At 61.2% G+C, this 18,273-nt stretch carries 13 protein-coding genes and 6 tRNA genes; 2 read left to right on the top strand and 17 right to left on the bottom strand.

Annotation, left to right across the window (positions count from 1 at the left end):
• Positions 1-415: 415 nt before the first annotated feature.
• The 6 genes from P3T40_RS10080 to gltX all read right to left on the bottom strand — a co-directional run bounded on the left by P3T40_RS10080 (position 416) and on the right by gltX (position 2,737).
• A tRNA-Asp gene (locus P3T40_RS10080) sits at positions 416-492 on the bottom strand.
• Between the two features lie 103 nt (positions 493-595).
• A tRNA-Glu gene (locus P3T40_RS10075) sits at positions 596-671 on the bottom strand.
• Between the two features lie 60 nt (positions 672-731).
• A tRNA-Asp gene (locus P3T40_RS10070) sits at positions 732-808 on the bottom strand.
• 90 nt (positions 809-898) lie between these two features.
• A tRNA-Glu gene (locus P3T40_RS10065) sits at positions 899-974 on the bottom strand.
• A gap of 167 nt (positions 975-1,141) precedes the next feature.
• Positions 1,142-1,217 (bottom strand) — tRNA-Ala (locus tag P3T40_RS10060).
• A 110-nt stretch (positions 1,218-1,327) separates the two neighbouring features.
• On the bottom strand, positions 1,328-2,737 hold the full coding sequence (gene gltX / locus P3T40_RS10055; protein WP_429267535.1) for a glutamate--tRNA ligase: 1,410 nt from the start codon (positions 2,735-2,737) through the stop codon (positions 1,328-1,330).
• 419 nt (positions 2,738-3,156) lie between these two features.
• Between gltX and P3T40_RS10050 the strand changes: the two genes are divergently transcribed.
• Positions 3,157-4,116 carry a patatin-like phospholipase family protein gene (locus P3T40_RS10050; protein ID WP_429267534.1) on the top strand — a complete coding sequence of 320 codons (960 nt, stop codon included), beginning with the start codon at positions 3,157-3,159 and terminating at the stop codon, positions 4,114-4,116.
• Between the two features lie 107 nt (positions 4,117-4,223).
• Here the strand turns inward: P3T40_RS10050 and P3T40_RS10045 are convergent, their stop codons facing one another.
• From P3T40_RS10045 to P3T40_RS10025, 5 genes are all read right to left on the bottom strand, one after another.
• Entirely contained in the window at positions 4,224-4,898 is a 675-nt protein-coding gene (locus P3T40_RS10045) for a C40 family peptidase (RefSeq protein WP_429267533.1), read from the bottom strand.
• 128 nt (positions 4,899-5,026) lie between these two features.
• Positions 5,027-6,649, bottom strand: a complete 1,623-nt coding sequence (locus P3T40_RS10040) for an ABC transporter ATP-binding protein (protein ID WP_429267532.1) — start codon at positions 6,647-6,649, stop codon at positions 5,027-5,029.
• Positions 6,646-7,752, bottom strand: a complete 1,107-nt coding sequence (locus tag P3T40_RS10035) for an ABC transporter permease (protein ID WP_429267531.1) — start codon at positions 7,750-7,752, stop codon at positions 6,646-6,648. The genes P3T40_RS10040 and P3T40_RS10035 overlap by 4 nt, the downstream gene beginning before the upstream one ends.
• Position 7,753: 1 nt before the next feature.
• Positions 7,754-8,791 carry a microcin C ABC transporter permease YejB gene (locus P3T40_RS10030; protein ID WP_429267530.1) on the bottom strand — a complete coding sequence of 346 codons (1,038 nt, stop codon included), beginning with the start codon at positions 8,789-8,791 and terminating at the stop codon, positions 7,754-7,756.
• A gap of 73 nt (positions 8,792-8,864) precedes the next feature.
• Positions 8,865-10,745, bottom strand: coding sequence for an extracellular solute-binding protein (locus tag P3T40_RS10025; protein WP_429267529.1), 1,881 nt, complete (start codon positions 10,743-10,745; stop codon positions 8,865-8,867).
• A 165-nt stretch (positions 10,746-10,910) separates the two neighbouring features.
• Between P3T40_RS10025 and fabI the strand changes: the two genes are divergently transcribed.
• Complete coding sequence (gene fabI, locus P3T40_RS10020; protein WP_429267528.1) at positions 10,911-11,702, top strand: enoyl-ACP reductase FabI; 792 nt, start codon at positions 10,911-10,913, stop codon at positions 11,700-11,702.
• A 160-nt stretch (positions 11,703-11,862) separates the two neighbouring features.
• On the opposite strand, the gene P3T40_RS10015 is transcribed toward fabI, so the two are convergent.
• The 6 genes from P3T40_RS10015 to P3T40_RS09990 form a co-directional block, all read right to left on the bottom strand.
• On the bottom strand, positions 11,863-12,195 hold the full coding sequence (locus P3T40_RS10015; protein WP_429267527.1) for a hypothetical protein: 333 nt from the start codon (positions 12,193-12,195) through the stop codon (positions 11,863-11,865).
• A gap of 426 nt (positions 12,196-12,621) precedes the next feature.
• Positions 12,622-12,715: transfer RNA gene (locus tag P3T40_RS10010), tRNA-Ser, on the bottom strand.
• A 204-nt stretch (positions 12,716-12,919) separates the two neighbouring features.
• Positions 12,920-14,170, bottom strand: coding sequence for an aspartate kinase (locus P3T40_RS10005; protein WP_429267526.1), 1,251 nt, complete (start codon positions 14,168-14,170; stop codon positions 12,920-12,922).
• Positions 14,171-14,607: 437 nt separating this feature from the next.
• Positions 14,608-16,065 carry a tRNA lysidine(34) synthetase TilS gene (tilS, locus tag P3T40_RS10000; protein WP_429267525.1) on the bottom strand — a complete coding sequence of 486 codons (1,458 nt, stop codon included), beginning with the start codon at positions 16,063-16,065 and terminating at the stop codon, positions 14,608-14,610.
• Between the two features lie 45 nt (positions 16,066-16,110).
• A complete protein-coding gene (locus P3T40_RS09995) occupies positions 16,111-17,082 on the bottom strand; it encodes an acetyl-CoA carboxylase carboxyltransferase subunit alpha (RefSeq protein WP_429267524.1) in 972 nt (323 codons plus the stop codon).
• 141 nt (positions 17,083-17,223) lie between these two features.
• Positions 17,224-18,249, bottom strand: coding sequence for a DNA repair protein (locus P3T40_RS09990; RefSeq protein ID WP_429267523.1), 1,026 nt, complete (start codon positions 18,247-18,249; stop codon positions 17,224-17,226).
• Positions 18,250-18,273: the final 24 nt, after the last annotated feature.

Raw genomic sequence — 18,273 nt, 5'->3', positions numbered from 1 at the left:
AGCAGTTAGCGTGCCCGCGAATGCGAGCCGCGACACACGTACTGGACGAGCTGATAGCGCGTTTGAACAGGCTGCCCGGCTAACTCAATCGCATACACCAGGCAGTAACCGTCAAGACGTAGACGCATCTCGACGGAACGGTAATCTGTTCCTGGATCACGCCGGGTTTGTAAAAAGGTCGCGCAAGCGATGTCGTGACCCCGGATGACGTGCTGACTCGCGGCAAATACTAAGTTATCCGAAATGTGCATTTCTCAGACATATAGAAACACTCGAAACGGGCACACGTGGCACGGTCCCATTTGCGTCCGAGCTGAGAGAGCGAAGGCGAGACTACGAAGAAATCCATGTTGGTGAGCCAGAAAAACAAAAAGCCGTTGAATCCATACAGATTCAACGGCTGATCGTGCATTTCTGGCGGAGCGGACGGGACTCGAACCCGCGACCCCCGGCGTGACAGGCCGGTATTCTAACCAACTGAACTACCGCTCCAGATTTTTGCACCGCTAGCTTGTGAGCGTTGGTTACTCTCACAAACTGCATCGACTCATTAATCGACGCCACTAAGTGACGCCAATGAGCGATGCCGATGTCTTGGCGTCCCCTAGGGGATTCGAACCCCTGTACTCACCGTGAAAGGGTGATGTCCTAGGCCTCTAGACGAAGGGGACAACGTACGCTTACACCTTTAATGAAAAAGCCCGTTCAAGTTCATATGAACGGGCTTTGTCTGGCGGAGTGGACGGGACTCGAACCCGCGACCCCCGGCGTGACAGGCCGGTATTCTAACCGACTGAACTACCACTCCAGTCTTTACACCCTAGCTTGCGAGCGTCGGTTTTTTCTCTGCAAGCTGCACCGCTTTACTTCTTTCGAAAACTAAAGCGACGCTGATGTTTGGCGTCCCCTAGGGGATTCGAACCCCTGTACTCACCGTGAAAGGGTGATGTCCTAGGCCTCTAGACGAAGGGGACATAATCTTTTCAGATCTGTCTTTATCTTGCTGCTAACTGACGCTAACTTTGACATTAACTTCGTTTCGTCAGCAGCGAAGACCGATATTCTAACTACATTGTTACAGCTTGTGAAGTCTTTTTTACTACAAGATCCAGACATCGGAAATGACTTCGCTCTGCTCTGATGGTGGAGGTAAGCGGGATCGAACCGCTGACCTCTTGCATGCCATGCAAGCGCTCTCCCAGCTGAGCTATACCCCCCTTGCAGAACAGAAACGAGATTTTAGAGAGCAATCCGCGCTTTGTAAATACCCTTTGAGTGATTACATGCGACTTTTTTTGGAAGCCGCATGCAAACCCTCTCAGACCTCTCAAGCGCGCGCTTTTTCGAGGCGACTCACCACCACGTCACGGCCGAACAGCATCAACACCGCGTCGATCGACGGCGTGTGCGTCGTACCCGCCACCAGCAGACGCACGGGCATCGCGAGCTGCGGCATCTTCAGCTTGTGTGTGCCGAGCGTCGCTTTGAACGCGGCGGAAATACTTTCCTTGGTCCACTCCGCGCTCTTCAGCGCGGTGGCGAGATCGGCGATGGCTGGGCGCACCGCATCGGTCACATGCTGTGCGAGCGCTTCTGCTTCGGGCGCGGGCGTGCGGTAGAACATCGCGGCGTTCTCCGCGATCTCCTTCACCGTCGAGGCGCGATCCTTCAGCAGTCCCACCACGGCGACCAGGTCCGCGCCCTGAACAAGCGTTGCTTCCTCGATGCCCAGCTCAGCGAAGAACGGCCGCGTCAGTTCAGCCAGACGTGCGTTGTCCGCTTCCTTGATGTAGTGCGCGTTGAGCCACGTGAGCTTGTCGTGATCGTACTGAGCCGGTGACTTGCCGAGATGCTCGAGGTCGAACCATTCGACAAACTGTTCGCGCGAGAAAATCTCTGCGTCGCCATGCGACCAGCCCAGACGCGCGAGGTAGTTGAGCACCGCTTCCGGCAGAAAGCCCACATCGCGATAGCCTGTCACGCTCATCGCGCCATGACGCTTGCTCATCTTTTCGCCCTGCTCGTTCAGCACGGTCGGCAAGTGTGCGTAGACCGGCGGCTCGCCGCCGAGCGCGCGCAGGATGTTGATCTGGCGCGGCGTGTTGTTGACGTGGTCGTCGCCACGAATCACGTGGGTAATGTGCATGTCGAGATCGTCGACCACGACGCAGAAATTGTAGGTCGGCGTGCCGTCCGGACGTGCGATCACGAGGTCGTCGAGCTCTTCGTTCGAAATCTCGATACGCCCCTTCACAGCATCGTCCCACGCCACCACACCCGTGAGCGGATTGCGAAAGCGCAGCACGGGCTGTACGCCCGCTGGCGGGGTCGGCAGCACCTTGCCGGGTTCCGGGCGCCACGTGCCATCGTAGCGCGGCTTTTCGCCCGCCTCGCGTTGACGTTCGCGCAGTGCGTCGAGCTCTTCGGTCGACATGTAGCACGGGTACACCAGCCCCTGCTCCTGCATCTGCTTGAGCACTTCGCGATAACGGTCCATGCGCTGCATCTGATAGAACGGGCCTTCGTCGTAATCGAGGCCGAGCCACGCCATGCCTTCCAGGATTGCGTCGACGGATTGCGAAGTCGAACGCTCCACATCGGTGTCCTCGATACGCAGCACAAAGGTGCCCTTCATCTTGCGCGCGAACGCCCACGGATACAGCGCAGAACGGATGTTGCCGAGATGGATAAAGCCAGTGGGGCTCGGTGCGAAACGGGTGCGAACGGAGGTGGTCATAAACGGTCACTCGGAAGACGGGCGTCGGCGCGCGGCAATGAAACGCCAGCAAGCGCGGCAGCGGAACGCGTCCATGTGGCAACAGGCGCCAGTCATGGAGGCGAATGGAAAATGCGAGAGTCGAATTATACCCGCCGACGGCCTCTTACCTGGCCGCGCGCCTAAGCTCTTCGCGGCACTCATGCGTCCGCTGCGCACCGCCCTAACACGGACTCCGGCAAACCTGCGCGATACATCTGTAACGGTTCCTCACTCGCACAACGCCGCGCGTGGGCTTTGATTTATGATGTGCGCGCGCCGCCATTCAGCTTCACCGCGGCGCTATAAGATCGCCGCCGGCGATCCTGTTTGCTTGATCGCGGCCGCATGGTAGCCCTCGGTAACCCTCGCAGGAACCCGCGCCGTTGTTGGAGAAATCGTTGACACAATCCACCTCACGTCTGAGCCGCCGCGCCTTCTCGCTGGCCGCGGCGTCCGCCGTTCTCACCGCCTGCACGACCACCGGCAGCCAGTCTGACAACACCACGCGGCCCGCCAATACCGCGACCACCACGCCGCCCGTCACGCCGCCACTCGACAAACCGCAACGCCCGATTCGCGTCGGCCTCGCGCTGGGCGGCGGCGCCGCGCGTGGCTTCGCGCATATTGGCGTGATCAAGGCGCTCGAGGCGCGCAACATCCAGGTCGACCTGGTCGCCGGCACCAGCGCGGGCTCCGTGGTCGGCGCGCTCTATGCCTCGGGAATGAATGGTTTTGCGCTCAACAAGCTCGCGCTGAACATGGACGAAGCGTCGATCAGCGACTGGGCCATGCCGTTTCGCACGCGTGGTTTCCTGCAGGGCGTCGCGCTGCAGAACTACCTGAATACGACGCTGAACAATCGTCCGATCGAAAAGATGGTCAAGCCGCTAGGCGTGGTCGCGACGGATCTGAACAGCGGCCAGCCGATCCTGTTCCAGCGCGGCAACACCGGGATCGCCGTGCGCGCATCGTGCAGTGTGCCGTCGATTTTCGAACCGGTGAGGATTGCCGGCCACGAGTATGTGGACGGCGGTCTGGTGAGCCCGGTGCCGGCTTCGTTCGCCCGCAAGATGGGCGCGGATTTCGTGATTGCGGTCGACATCTCACAGCGCCCTGAAGCGGGTCTCACGTCGAGCTCGTTCGACGTGCTGCTGCAGACTTTCACGATCATGGGCCAGACCATCAAGGCCTACGAACTCGACAAATACGCGGATGTCGTCATCCGCCCGAATCTGGCGGCCATGAGCGGTAGCGACTTTTCCCAGCGCAACGCGGCGATCCTCGCCGGCGAGGAAGCGGCGGCGAAGATCATGCCAGAGTTGCAACGTAAGCTGGCCGCGAGTCGCATCGCGGTGTAGTAACCGGGTTCCACCGGGCGCGTTGGCCGCGCACTTAAACGTCCAGGACGAAAAAAAGCCTGCTTCCTACGAAGCAGGCTTTTTTGCAGGCAAAAAAACTTTGGGGCTTAGTTGGTACCGCCGCCGATCGTAGCATTGACGCGTTGCTTCAGATCCTCCGCGCCCTGGTACGACGTCTCAACCCGGCGCGCACCGGTGAAACGCTTTTCCCAGTAGCCATCATCCAGATCGTCAACGCGGATCGTGCTGCCGGTAGACGGCGAATGCACGAACTTGTTGTCACCGATATAGATACCAACGTGCGAGAACGTGCGGCGCATCGTATTGAAGAACACCAGATCGCCCGGCTTCAGGTTGCTCATGCTGACCTTCTCGCCGACGCGGCTCATTTCTTCAGCGCGCCGCGGCAGGGCCATGCCAAGGGTGTCCTGGAATACATAACGCACGAAGCCGCTGCAATCGAGGCCCGAGTCCGGGGTGTTGCCGCCCCAGCGGTAACGCACGCCGATCATATTGAGGGCGCCAACCACCACGTCACCAGCTTTGCCGGCCATGCCGGACAAAAATGAACGGGCAGTGCCGCCGGTATCGGCTGCAGTATTGGGATTTTGCGAAGTGGGGACGGACAACGGATTCGACCCGTCTTGGGTCGAAAATGAAGCATTCTGATTAAAACTGCTTACTTCGTCGGCGAACGCGCCGGGAGCTGCTGCCATCAGTACGCCAATGAACATCCCGGCGACGACGCGCGTGCAAGCCTGGGTTAAGTTTCGGTGCTGCATTGGTCGGTATTTTTTGCCTAAAAATCAGTGGGATACGAAAAAAAGTTTGGTCGATACTAGCTAGTAAGTATTCGTGTGTCAAAACAAATAGAAAAATACAATCGGGACACGCACCCAATTGGTGAAAATCAGTCCGTGAGGGCGGCTTTCAGAAGCTTTCGAGTGTAAGGATGAGCCGGCGTCGCAAAAATCTTCTCCACCTCGCCGGTTTCCACGATCGAACCGTTCTGCATGACCGCAACACGATGCGCCATGGCACCGATTACGGCCAGGTCGTGACTGATGAAGACGAAGCCGAGGTTGTACTTGTGTTGCAACTCGGCCAGTAGTTTAAGCACCTGCTGCTGGATCGACACGTCTAGGGCACTGGTCGGTTCGTCGAGAATCAGGATGCGTGGCTCGAGTACCAGGGCGCGGGCAATGGCGATCCGCTGCCGCTGGCCGCCGGAAAATTCGTGCGGATAGCGGTATAGCACCGTACGATCAAGTCCCACTTCGCGCAGTACTGAAATCACCTTGTCGCGCCGCGCCTCGGCATCGAGTTGCGGGCGATGCAGCGCGAGCCCCTCGCCGACGATCCGCTCGATCGTCTGGCGCGGAGACAGCGAGCTGAACGGATCCTGAAAGACCACCTGCATATTCGAGCGCAAAGCGGTCTGTTCACGGCCGCGATAGCTCGCGAGCGCCCTGCCCTGAAATTCGATCTCGCCGTGCGCGGTGCGCTGCAGACCGAGCAGCGCCATCGCGAGCGTCGATTTACCCGAGCCCGATTCGCCGACGATGCCAAGCGTCTCTCCCTGCCGCACGGACACACTCGCCTCAGCGACCGCACGGAAACGTCCCGAGCGGAACCAGCCGGCGAAGCCCGGCAACTTCATTTTGAATTCGACTGAGACATCGCGCGCTTCGAGCAGCACCGGCGAGATTGGGAGCACCGGTACTACCGCGCGCTCAGGACGGCTTTGCAGCAGACGTTGCGTGTAAGGATGCTGCGGCGATGTGAAGACCTGCTCGACCGGTCCGCTCTCGACCAGTACGCCGCGCTCCATCACCGCGATGCGCTGCGCGAAGTGACGCACGAGGTTCAGATCGTGCGTAATCAGCAACACGGCCATGCCGCGCTTTTCGGCCTCGTCGCGTTGCAGTTCGAGCAGCAGTTCGACGATCTGCGCGCGGATCGTCACATCGAGCGCCGTAGTCGGCTCGTCGGCGAGCAACAGACGCGGCCGGCAGGCAAGCGCCATCGCAATCATCGCGCGCTGCCGTTGACCGCCTGACAGTTGATGCGGATAACTGTTGACGCGTTTGCCCGGCTCCGTGATGCCTGTGCGTGCGAGTAGCGCAACGGCGCGCTTGCGCGCTTCCTTGGCAGGCACGCCGTCATGCACGACGATGGTTTCGGCGATCTGCTCGCCCACCGTATAGAGCGGGTTGAGCGCCGTCATCGGCTCCTGGAAGATCATCGCGATGGCCGAGCCGCGCAGACCGCGCATCTCGCGCTCGCTCTTCGCCAGCAGGTCCTCGCCGTTAAAGCGGATCGCCCCGCTCACCTCCGCGTCGCTCAACAACCGCAAGATCGACAGTGCGGTCACGCTCTTGCCCGAACCCGATTCGCCTACGAGCGCAACCCGCTCGCCGCGTTGAATCGCGAGCGTGACGTCTTTCACCGCAACGGTATCGCCGAACGTCACACGCAAATGATCGAGTTCCAGCAACGGTCCTGCCGCCGTCTGTTGCGCCTCTTCACTCATTGGTTACCTCCGGCGCGCATGGCATCGGAGATGCGGGTGTCGAGCGCATTGCGCAGCGCGTCGCCCATGAAGGTCAGCAGCAACAGCAAGGCGACCAGCACGCCGAACGTGAAGAGCGAGATCCACCAGGCGTCCAGATTGTCCTTGCCCTGGGCAAGCAGCTCGCCGAGACTCGGCGTCGGCGACGGCACGCCGAGCCCGAGAAAGTCCAGACTCGTCAGCGAGAGAATCGCCCCGCTCATGCGAAATGGCAGGAACGTGATGACCGGCGTCAGACTGTTGGGCAGCACGTGGCGCCACATGATTTGCCAGTTCGACAGACCCATCGCCCGCGCTGCACGCACATAGTCCTGAGTACGGTTACGCAGGAACTCCGCGCGCACATAATCCGACAGGCCGATCCAGCCGAACAGCGAGAGCAGCACGATCAGCAGGATGAAGCCGGGCTCGAAGATCGACGCGAAGATGATCAACAGATACAGCTCCGGCATCGCACTCCAGATTTCGATCAGTCGCTGGCCGATGATGTCGGTCTTGCCGCCGAAGAAACCCTGCACAGCGCCCGCAAAAATGCCCAGTACCGTGCCGATCAATGTCAGCACCAACGCGAACTCAACCGACACGCGAAAGCCGTAGACCAGACGCGCAAACAGATCGCGCCCGCGGTCATCGGTTCCAAGCCAGTTGTCGCGCGAAGGCGGCGCGGGATTGGGCACTTTCGAAAAGTAGTTGAGCGTGTCGTAGTAGTACGGATTCGGCGGATAAAGCGCGAAATTGCCCGGCTTGCTGAAACGGTCGCGCACGTACGGATCAAGGTAATCCGCCGGCGTCGGGAAATCGCCGCCAAACGTGATCTCCGAGTAAGTCTTGAACAACGGGAAATACAGATGCCCGTCGTAGCGGACCACGACCGGCTTGTCATTCGACCACAGCGGCGCAGCAACACTCGCGGCAAACGCGACGATAAAGACGATCAGACTCCAGTAACCAATGCGCTGCTTGCGAAAGCGCTGCCAGACGCGGCGCGCCGGCGACGGCGACACAAACGCGCGGACGGGTTCGGTGCGCGGCGCCAGATCGGCTCGGGTGCGGGCTCGACTCAAGTCAGCGCTCCAGTTGTTCGAATTGAATACGGGGGTCGACCCAGACGTAGCACAGGTCGGAAATCAGCTTGGTGGCAAGACCGATCAGCGTGAACAGATACAGCGTGCCGAGCACCACCGGATAATCGCGCTGCACGACCGACTGATACGACAGCAAGCCGAGGCCGTCGAGCGAGAACAACGTCTCGATCAGCAGACTGCCGGTAAAAAACGCGCCGATAAACGCGCCCGGGAAACCGACGATCAACGGCAGCGAAGCATTGCGGAACACATGCTTCCACAGCACGCGCCGCTCGGAGAGTCCCTTGGCGCGCGCAGTCAGCACGTATTGTTTGCGGATCTCATCGAGGAAGGCGTTCTTCGTCAGCATCGTGATCACCGCGAAGCTGCCCACCACCGACGCGACGATCGGCAACGTGATGTGCCACAGATAGTCGAGGATCTTGCCGCCGAGACTCAACTGGGCCCAGTTATCCGACGTGAGGCCGCGCAGCGGAAACAGTTGCAGGAACGAGCCGCCGCCGAACAGCACGAGCAGCAGCACCCCGAGGACGAAGCCAGGAATCGCGTAGCCGATCAGCACGATCAGGCTGGTGACGAAATCGAAGTGCGAACCGTTGCGTATCGCCTTGGCGATGCCGAGAGGCACCGATATCAGATACGTCAGAAAGAAGGTCCACAGGCCGATACTGATCGACACCGGCAGTTTGGACCGCACTAACGACCAGACGCTTTGGTGACGAAAATAGCTCTGCCCGAGATCGAAGGTGGCAAAGCGCTTGAGCATCAGCCCGTAGCGCACCAGCGGCGGCTTGTCGAAGCCATACAGCGCTTTGAGCTGCGCAATCTGCTGCGCGTCGACGCCGCTATGCGCGCGCAGTCCGAACGGCACCCCGCCCTCGGAGCCCCTGCGCAATTCATGCGCCATCTGCTCGACCGGGCCGCCGGGCACGAACTGGATCACGGCAAAGGTCAGCGTCAACACGCCGAGCACGGTCGGGATCATCAACAGCAGGCGTTTGAGGATGTAGCTCCACATGGCGGCGTTTCCAGTGCACGAGTGCAATACATTGAGATGACGGCCGAGACGGTCGAAGTGCAGCAGCGCGACGTCAAGACTTCCGCGCCTGCGGCGTGAACCACCAGCTCGACGGAATCCAGCTGCCTGGGTCATAGTACAGCGGCAAGGTCTTGGGCCAGTCCATGCCACGTTTGAACGCTACCCGCCACACCGAGCTATACCACTGTGGAACCACATAATAGCCATGCATCAGGACCCGGTCGAGCGCATGGGTCGCATCGGTGAGCTGCTCGAGCGTCTGCGCCCCAACCAGCGCGTGCAGGATGGCGTCGACGGCCGGCGACTTGAGCCCTCCCAGATTGCCTGAACCGGGGACGTCGGCTGACTTGCTGCCAAACTGTTCCAGCACGTCCGTGCCTGGCACCTGCGAGTCGGGAACCTTGATAATCGTCGCGTCGAACTCGAACGCATCAAGGCGCTTCTGATACACCGCGAAATCCGTGGTGCGATAGTTCAGGGTGATGCCGAGCTTCGCGAGATTGCGTTGGTACGTTGCCATCACTGGCGGCCACACCGCGGCACCCGAAGAGTCGTCCAGCATTTCGAACTCGAACTTCTCCCCTTTCGCGTTACGCAGCGCTCCATCGCGATACACCCAGCCGGCTTCGGCGAGCAGCGCGCGCGCCTGCAACAGGTTCGCACGCAGTGAGCCGGGTGGATCGGTATTGGGCTGTACCGGCATCGGACCGAACACCGTCGGATCAAGCTGCTGACGCCAGGGGTTCAACAACGCCAATTCGCCCGCGCTCGGCGTGCCGGTTGCCTGCCACTGGGTATTCACGAAGTAGCTGTCGATCCGCGTGTACTGGTTGTAAAACAGTTGCCGGTCGAGCCACTGGAAGTCGAGAGCAAGATCGAGCGCCTTGCGTACGCGGACATCCTGGAACAACGGCCGGCGCAGGTTCAGCACGAAGCCCTGCATGCCGTTGCCGTTGTGCTGCGGAAATTCGCGCTTGATCAGATCGCCATTGTCGAACGGCTTGCCGACATCGCGCCGTACCCAGTTGCGCGCGACCATTTCCGTCATCGCGTCGTACTCCCCTGCCTTGAATGCCTCGCGGCGTGCGGTGTCGTCGGAGTACAGCTTGTAGGTGATGCGGTCGAAGTTGTTCATGCCGACCCGCACCGGCAACGCCCCGCCCCAGTAGTTCGGATCGCGCCGGTAAGTGATCGTGCGGCCGTTGCTATAGCTCTCGATCAGATACGGCCCACTGCCGATCGGCTTTTCGAACGTAAGTTGGTCGAAGGGAATACGCGTGCCGTCGGGTTTCATACCCCACTTGTGCGAGAACACTGGAATGCCACCCGCCAGCAACGGCAGCTCGCGGTTGTGCTGGCGAAACTCGAAGCGGATGGTCAGCGGATCGACCACCACGGCACGCGTGATGTCGGCGAAATACGAGGCGTAGGCAGGCGCTGCCTGCGGACTCGTGAGCGTGTCGAACGAGAACTTGACGTCGGCGGCGGTCACCGGATCGCCGTTCGAAAAATGCGCGTGGGGATTGATGTGGAATGTGGTGGACAGCCCGTCCGGCGCGACGCGGATGTCGTCGGCCAACAGACCGTACTCGGTCGCGACTTCGTCGGAACTCCCGGTCGCGAGACTCTCGAACAGAAAGTCCATCCCCGGCGCCGCATTACCGCGCAGCGTGAACGGATTGAATTTGTCGAAGCTCGTTTGCCGGTTCGGATTAGCCAGAACCAGCGTGCCGCCCTTCGGCGCATCCGGATTGACGTAATCGAAGTGCTTGAAACCGGGCGGATATTTCGGTTCGCCGTACTGCGCAATCGCGTAGGCTGCGTGCGCCGGTTGTGCCGCCAGCAATCCCGCGCCGGCCCCATAGAAGATAACTAGCGTTGCCGCCAACGAACCAGGCACCACCTGAGAACAGACACGCGCGATCCTCTGCATCGCGGTGCGCCAGCCTGCACGAAGCGCTTGAACCCGTCGCGAGCCAGTTGTCATAGGGGCCTTGTTGGTCAGTGGGCAGTTGCAATGTGAGAGAATTCTACCCAATAATCCCGCGCGATCCCGCACATCTGAGCTCGCGGCGCGTTGACTTCATTAGGAGAATTCATGGGCTTCCTCGCTGGTAAACGAATCTTGCTGACCGGCTTGCTGTCGAACCGATCGATCGCATACGGTATTGCGCAGGCTTGCAAGCGCGAAGGCGCCGAACTGGCGTTCACGTATGTCGGCGAACGTTTCAAGGACCGCATCACCGAGTTCGCAACGGAATTCGGCAGCGATCTGGTCTTCCCATGCGACGTTGCTGACGACGCGCAGATCGAGGCGCTCTTCGCGTCGCTGAAGGAACGCTGGGACAGCCTCGACGGCCTCGTCCACTCTATTGGTTTTGCGCCGCGTGAAGCGATCGCCGGCGACTTCCTCGACGGCATGACGCGCGAAAACTTCCGCATCGCGCACGACATCTCCGCCTACAGCTTCCCCGCACTCGCCAAGGCCGCACTGCCGATGCTCTCGCAAGATGCCGCGTTGCTGACCTTGAGCTACCTCGGCGCCGAACGCGCGATTCCGAACTACAACACCATGGGTCTCGCCAAAGCCTCGCTCGAGGCAAGCGTGCGCTATCTGGCCGTTTCGCTCGGTACCAAGGGCGTGCGCGTCAATGGCATCTCAGCGGGTCCGATCAAGACGCTGGCAGCAAGCGGCATCAAGGGCTTCGGCAAGATTCTCGATTTCGTCGAAAGCAATGCGCCGCTCAAGCGCAACGTGACGATCGAGCAGGTGGGCAATTCGGCAGCATTCCTGTTGTCGGATCTCGCGGCCGGCGTGACGGCGGAAATTCTGCACGTTGACAGCGGCTTCAACGCAGTGGTCGGCGGCATGGCCGTCGTCGCGGAGTAACGGACCGTAAGCTTTACGTTGCGCCCTCCTCCGGCCGCGTCAAAAGGCCACGCATTCGCTACACCTGAACCGTCGGTGGCAGATTGACACACGGCAACAAAAAACCGCCCTTGCAGGGCGGTTTTTTGCATTCGACGCTAGAAGCGATGTGCGATCCGGTTCAATAGCGGTGGTCGTAGCCACCACCGTGGTAGCCGCCACCATGATAGCCTCCGCCGTGATAGCGATTCCAGTCGTTACGCGCCCAGTAGCGATGGCCGTCCCAGTAACGGTCGCCATGCCAGCCGATCACGATTGCCGGGCCGCCGTAGTACACGGGAGCCGGTTGATAAACGACGGGCGGGGGTGGCGGTGCGTAGACAGGTGCCGGAGCAACATACACCGGTGCCGGAATACCGATATTGACACCCACGCTCACGCCGGCCATTGCTGCACCTGACGCACCCAGCGCGAGGACCCCGATCAGAAGCGGAACAAGACGAGCGGACTTCATGGAATTCACCTTTTAACAAGTGTGTGTTGTTGGGCTGAAATATAGCGCAAGGCGAAGGCTCGCGTATTTCAAACTTGTAAGAACTGATGCATAACGTCGTACTCTGAAGCGCTACGTTACGTCTGGTTACAAGCGACGAAGTTTCGGTGAAAAGCGGCCTTGCCGGTAACACATGGGGTGTGGATTTTAGGCGCCGGATCGTGGGAAGCCTGCATTTGACCGGCTTTGCGTCTGCATCGGGTTCCGCGTTGGACTGGCATTGGTCAGCCGCTCACAACACATTGCTTCGGCATCCGAAGCATATTCATTCTTGCGTGCGCGAAGACATATCGCCCACACCGAAACCCCACCCGCCGAATCAAAAACGGCCCCGGAAAAAACAAAACCCCAAGAGACCGCGATCTCTTGGGGTTCCGCCGCCATTGCTGGCGGAGACGGAGGGATTCGAACCCTCGATCCAGGTTTTGGCCCAGATGCTCCCTTAGCAGGGGAGTGCCTTCGACCTCTCGGCCACGTCTCCCAAACTTTCGGTCGCGCAGGGAGTCAGCGCGACGAAGCCAAGATAATAGCGGCCTGAACCGCGAAGGTCAATGTCTACGACACATTTTTTGTGCCAGATTCGTCACCGACGACGCGATTTGTTCACATTGGCCGCAACGAACGCACGAAGCGCGAACGGGACGATTGTGTACCCCCCGTGGCACGCCCCATTTTTCAAAGCAGATTACGCCTGATCGAGTTCGAACGCCTTGTGAAGCGCACGCACGGCGAGCTCCATGTACTTCTCATCGATCAGTACCGAGATCTTGATTTCGGAGGTGGAGATCATCTGGATGTTGATGCCCTCTTCCGACAACGTGCGGAACATCGTGCTCGCAATACCCACGTGCGAACGCATGCCGACGCCGACCACCGAGACCTTCGACACCTTCGGATCGCCCAGCACCTGCTCGGCCTTCACATGATCCTTCACCTGGCCCGAGAGGATCTCCATGGCGCGCTGATAGTCGCCGCGGCCGACCGTGAACGTGAAGGCGGTTTTGCCCTCGACGCTCTGGTTCTGGATGATCATGTCGACGTCGATATTCGCGTCCGCCACCGGTCCGAGGATCTGGTAGGCGATGCCCGGCTTGTCGGGTACACCCATCACGGCGATACGTGCTTCGTCGCGCTGAAACGCGATGCCCGAGATGACTGCTTTTTCCATGGTCTCGTCTTCTTCAAAAGTAATCAGGGTGCCCGAGGTCATTTCGGCTTCGAGCGGGATCAGCGGATCGGTCAGGCTCGACAGGACACGCGTCTTTACCTGATATTTGCCGGCGAATTCCACCGAGCGGATCTGCAACACCTTCGAACCCAGGCTGGCCATCTCCAGCATTTCTTCGAACGTCACGCGGTCAAGCCGGCGCGCTTCTTCGACCACGCGCGGGTCGGTCGTGTAGACACCGTCGACGTCCGTATAGATCAGGCACTCGTCCGCTTTCAGCGCAGCCGCGACGGCCACCGCCGAGGTGTCCGAACCGCCGCGACCGAGCGTCGTGATATGGCCTTCCGGGTCGATGCCCTGGAAGCCGGTGATCACCACCACCTTGCCCGCGTCGAGATCGCGCAGCACGCGCTCGCCGTCGATTTCGCTAATGCGTGCCTTGGTGAACGCGCTGTCGGTTTTGACCGGCACTTGCCAACCGGCGTAGCTGACCGCATCGACGCCTGCTTCCTGCAGCGCGATGGCGAGCAGTCCCGAACTGACCTGCTCGCCGGTGGCGGCAATCATGTCGAGTTCGCGTGGGCTCGGCTGGGCCGAAATGTCTTTCGCGAGGCCGAGCAAGCGGTTCGTTTCGCCGGACATCGCCGAGGGCACGACGACCATCTTGTGACCGGCCTTGTGCCATTTCGCGACGCGCTTCGCGACGTTCTTGATGCGCTCGACCGAGCCCATCGAAGTACCGCCGTATTTATGTACGATGAGTGCCATTGTCGTTCTGAACTGGAGAAGTAACCGCGCTGCCGCGCTGGAGACGACCGCACCAAGGCACAAGAGCTCAACGTTTCAGGAACGACGGCGAAGTGTGAAGGGTAGCGGCGAGATGCAGCGCACGTGCAGCACGCGCGGATTTGCCCGCGAGGAATCGCCAAAGGCCGCTGGCTGGCGGCTCCCCGGTGGCTTTTGGTCGCCGGGAAACACAGGAAACGGCCGGAAAACAGCAAAAGCGCATCAAAATGACGGCAATAGCGGCTTCGGGCAAACAAGTTAACGTACCCGATCAGGCGCAAAAAGACAAGCCAAAATCCCGGCAATAAGTGTTGCAAAGGCTTATGCGCAAAGGCGTTGCGCCCTTTTTCAACGCCTCGACTGCTGTGCTGTGGCGTCGCGTCGGGCCTTTGCCCTCGGTGCCCGACCGGTCGGTCAGGTCAGGCGATCAGCAGATCTTCTCGCCACTCGATTCCTACGTAGCGTGCGTCGGCATCGGCAACGCCAGCGTCAACCGGCGCAGGCCAGGCCGCGCGGTTCACGCCGAGCAGCGGTACGAACAGCAGCGAGTCGCCCGCGTAAAGCAGCGGCACGTCCCGCCTCCATGCCGGCACGCCCTGCTCCTGGAACAGGTTTTTGAGCGTGCGGCTCGGACCCTGCTCGCTGTTGCGCATACGCTCGCCGCCGCTGCGCGAGCGCGCGGTAAGCGGTGCCGCACGCAGAAGCGCGGCAGGCACGGCGCCGGGATCGTCCGCGCTCGCCTCAGCGAATACGAAAGTGCCGCGCCATTGCGGCAGACGCCAGATCGATTCGCCCTGCCAGGCAAGCTGGCTGGCGGCACGCGCAACGAGCGCTGTCTCATCAGCGGGCTCGGCGCTGTCCCCTGCTTCCCAATAGATCTGCCCACGATAGCTGCGCAGCGCCTGCCCCGCATGATCGATGCGCAGACTGTGGTCCGCGCCAACCTCGCGCAATTGACGCAAGGCGTCGGTGAGACGCGCTGTCGATGCCGCCGGCAAGCCGAGCGAACGCATCCAGAAACGCAGCAGGTTCAGCGCGCGCTCGTCGTCGAGTGCGAGCAGTGCGTCGCGCGAGAGCGCGCGGCCTGCGTCGTGCGCGGCCGCCTGCATGTCACGACGCGCCAGTTCGTCGAGCAGACGCTGCGCGGACGCCGCGTGGACCGCGGTCCGCGCCAGGGCATCGCGAAAGCCTGGAAAATGGACCGCCAGCGCAGGTAGCACGTCATGGCGCAACGCATTGCGCGCGTAGCGCGTATCCGCGTTCGATTCGTCGTCGACCCACGCAAGCGCCCGCCCTGCCGCGTACTGCTCTAGTTGCGCGCGCAACAAATGCAGCAGCGGCCGCACGCGCGTTACCGCGGCGCCTGCGGGCAGGTATTCGGGGGCCATTGCTGCAAGCCCTGCCACCCCTGCTCCGCGCAGCAATTGCAGCAGGACCGTTTCGGCCTGATCGTCGGCATGCTGCGCGAGCCACAACGTCGTCGCGCCGTGTTGCTCGCAAAGCGCGTCGAGCGCGCGATAGCGTGCGTCGCGCGCGGAGGCCTCGACGCTCACACCCGCACCGCACACGACTTCGACGCGCTCTGCCGCAAACGCGATGCCACGCTCGCGTGCAAACGACTCGCAATGCGCCAGCCACCGATCGGCATGCGGACTGAGACCGTGATGAACATGCAGCGCGATGCAACGCGACGGCCCCGCAACGCGAGCCACGGCGTCGAGCAATACGCTGGAGTCGATGCCGCCGCTGAACGCCACCGCAACGCGTGCGTCGGCCGCCTGCCCAAGCTGCGTTGGCCGTGCAGGCAGCGCAGAAAGCGCCACGCCGACCGCATCGAGAACGAGGCGGTCGGCGGGAGAGTCAGCGGTGTGGGTCACGGCGACGAGGCGCGAGGCGCCCTGGAGTGGAGAGGACGAGCCGGCTTATGCGCCCGGCGTCGTTTCCTTGAACTTGCCGTACGACATCAGCCGGTCGAAGCGGCGTTGACGCAGGTCCGGAGTACTCATGCCCTGGAACTGACGCAGCGAATCGGCCAGTGCACGGCGCAACATGGCCGCCATGCCCTTCGGATCGCGGTGCGCGCCGCCGAGCGGTTCATTGACGATCTTGTCGATCAGGCCGAGCGCCTTCAGACGGTGGGCGGTGAGGCCCAGCGCTTCAGCGGCTTCCGGCGCCTTGGCCGCGCTCTTCCACAGAATCGACGCGCAGCCTTCCGGCGAGATCACCGAATAGGTCGAGAATTGCAGCATCAACACGCTGTCGCCCACGGCGATGGCCAGCGCGCCGCCCGAACCGCCTTCGCCGATGATCGTCGAAATGATCGGCGTTTTCAGTTCGGCCATCACATACAGATTGCGGCCAATGGCTTCCGACTGGCCCCGCTCTTCCGCACCGATGCCAGGATAGGCGCCCGGCGTGTCGATAAAGGTGAACAGCGGCAGACCGAACTTTTCGGCGAGACGCATTAGACGTTCGGCCTTGCGATAGCCTTCCGGACGCGGCATGCCGAAGTTACGCAGCGAGCGCTCCTTGGTGTCGCGCCCCTTCTGGTGGCCGATCACCATACACGCCTGGCCGTTGAAGCGCGCAAAGCCGCCGACGATCGCCAGATCGTCCGCGAACGCACGGTCACCGTGCAATTCGTGGAAATCGGTGAATAGTTCGCTCACGTAGTCGAACGTGTACGGGCGCTGCGGATGACGGGCAATTTGCGAAACCTGCCACGGCGACAGATTTGCGTACAAATCTTTGGTGAGCTGCTGACTCTTCTTGGACAGCCGCTCGATTTCTTCCGAAATATCGACGGCCGAATCGTCCTGCACGAAGCGCAATTCTTCGATCTTCGCTTCGAGTTCCGCGATCGGCTGCTCGAAATCCAGAAAAGTGGTCTTCATTGGTTTTAATCCTTGGACTTACCAGGCAGCGCGTATTCTAACCGCGACCGCCGCTGTCAAAACTACCTCGAAACTATCGACTCGGCAAAATCGATAGCCTTGAGGCAGCATCACATCAAATCGGCTCAGGTCTATCTCAGGTCAATAATCAACCGGCAACGGATCCAGACTACGCCACATATACCAGGTTGCGACCGTACGCCACGGTTCCCAGTTCGCGGCCACCTCGCGCGCTTCGCTGCGCGTCACCGGCTCTCCGCTGAAATAGTTGATGCTGATCGCGCGGATCAGGCCGAGATCGTCGAGCGGCAGGACGTCCGGGCGAGACAGATTGAAGATCAGAAACATCTCCGCAGTCCAGCGGCCGATGCCGCGAATCTGCGTGAGTTCGGCGATCACCGCCTCGTCTTCCATCGAGGTCCACTTGCCCACGTGCAACGCACCGGAGACAAAGTGCTCGGCCAGATCAAGGATGTATTCCGCCTTGCGCTTGGACAAGCCGCACGCCATCAGTTTGTCTTGGCCTAGCTTGATGAACTGTTGCGGCACCAGCTTCGGACACGCGCTTTCGACGCGCTGCCACGCAGCTTGCGCAGACGCCACCGAGATCTGTTGCCCCACCACGGACCGCGCGAGCGTGACGAACGGGTCGCCGCGGCTCATCAGATGCACCGGGCCGAATTTCGGAATCAGTTTCTTGAGGATGCGATCGCGCTTGACGAGGTCAGCACAGGCCTTGTCCCAATACGCAGGGCGCGTGACTTCAGGCGTGAGGCCGCCCACCTGCACCGGCACCGCGACTTCCGCATCGTCGAGCACACGCGTTTTGCGTACGACTTCGCCTTCATGCAATTCGTCGCGCGCGAGTTCCTGCGCATCATCGACGACTTCAGCCGGCACAGCGCCGTTGCCGCCATGATTTTTCGCACGCGACGCGCGCGTTGCTTTCGCGCCTCTCGCGAGCTTCGGAGCATGCGCCGAAGCACCGTTGAGCCCGCGCTTCACGGGCGTCTTTTTTGCGGTACTGTCCGTCTTGCCAGCGGCCTTAGCCGTTGACGGCGATGCCTTCGCCGCGCTGCCGCTGCGCGGGCGCGTCGATTTCACTGCGGCTGCCCCGCCTGTTTGAGACGCAGCCCGTTTAGCCAGCGTCTTCGTGGCCGATGCCATCCTGCCTCCTGCCTGGCGAGTCGA

It is taken from the genome of Paraburkholderia sp. EB58 (assembly GCF_050436665.1).
In the GTDB taxonomy this organism is placed as follows: Bacteria; Pseudomonadota; Gammaproteobacteria; order Burkholderiales; family Burkholderiaceae; genus Paraburkholderia.
Note: the sequence above shows the minus strand (reverse complement) of the source record. Positions and strands in the feature narration are given on the sequence as shown.

Excerpts from the sequence above, each read along its gene's own strand:
- gltX (WP_429267535.1), bottom strand. The coding sequence starts at position 2,737 with ATGACCACCTCCGTTCGCACCCGTTTCGCACCGAGCCCCACTGGCTTT.
- P3T40_RS09995 (WP_429267524.1), bottom strand. The coding sequence starts at position 17,082 with ATGAAGACCACTTTTCTGGATTTCGAGCAGCCGATCGCGGAACTCGAA.
- P3T40_RS10025 (WP_429267529.1), bottom strand. The coding sequence starts at position 10,745 with ATGCAGAGGATCGCGCGTGTCTGTTCTCAGGTGGTGCCTGGTTCGTTG.
- P3T40_RS10045 (WP_429267533.1), bottom strand. The coding sequence starts at position 4,898 with ATGCAGCACCGAAACTTAACCCAGGCTTGCACGCGCGTCGTCGCCGGG.
- fabI (WP_429267528.1), top strand. The coding sequence starts at position 10,911 with ATGGGCTTCCTCGCTGGTAAACGAATCTTGCTGACCGGCTTGCTGTCG.
- P3T40_RS10005 (WP_429267526.1), bottom strand. The coding sequence starts at position 14,170 with ATGGCACTCATCGTACATAAATACGGCGGTACTTCGATGGGCTCGGTC.
- P3T40_RS10030 (WP_429267530.1), bottom strand. The coding sequence starts at position 8,791 with ATGTGGAGCTACATCCTCAAACGCCTGCTGTTGATGATCCCGACCGTG.
- P3T40_RS09990 (WP_429267523.1), bottom strand. The coding sequence starts at position 18,249 with ATGGCATCGGCCACGAAGACGCTGGCTAAACGGGCTGCGTCTCAAACA.
- P3T40_RS10015 (WP_429267527.1), bottom strand. The coding sequence starts at position 12,195 with ATGAAGTCCGCTCGTCTTGTTCCGCTTCTGATCGGGGTCCTCGCGCTG.
- P3T40_RS10040 (WP_429267532.1), bottom strand. The coding sequence starts at position 6,649 with ATGAGTGAAGAGGCGCAACAGACGGCGGCAGGACCGTTGCTGGAACTC.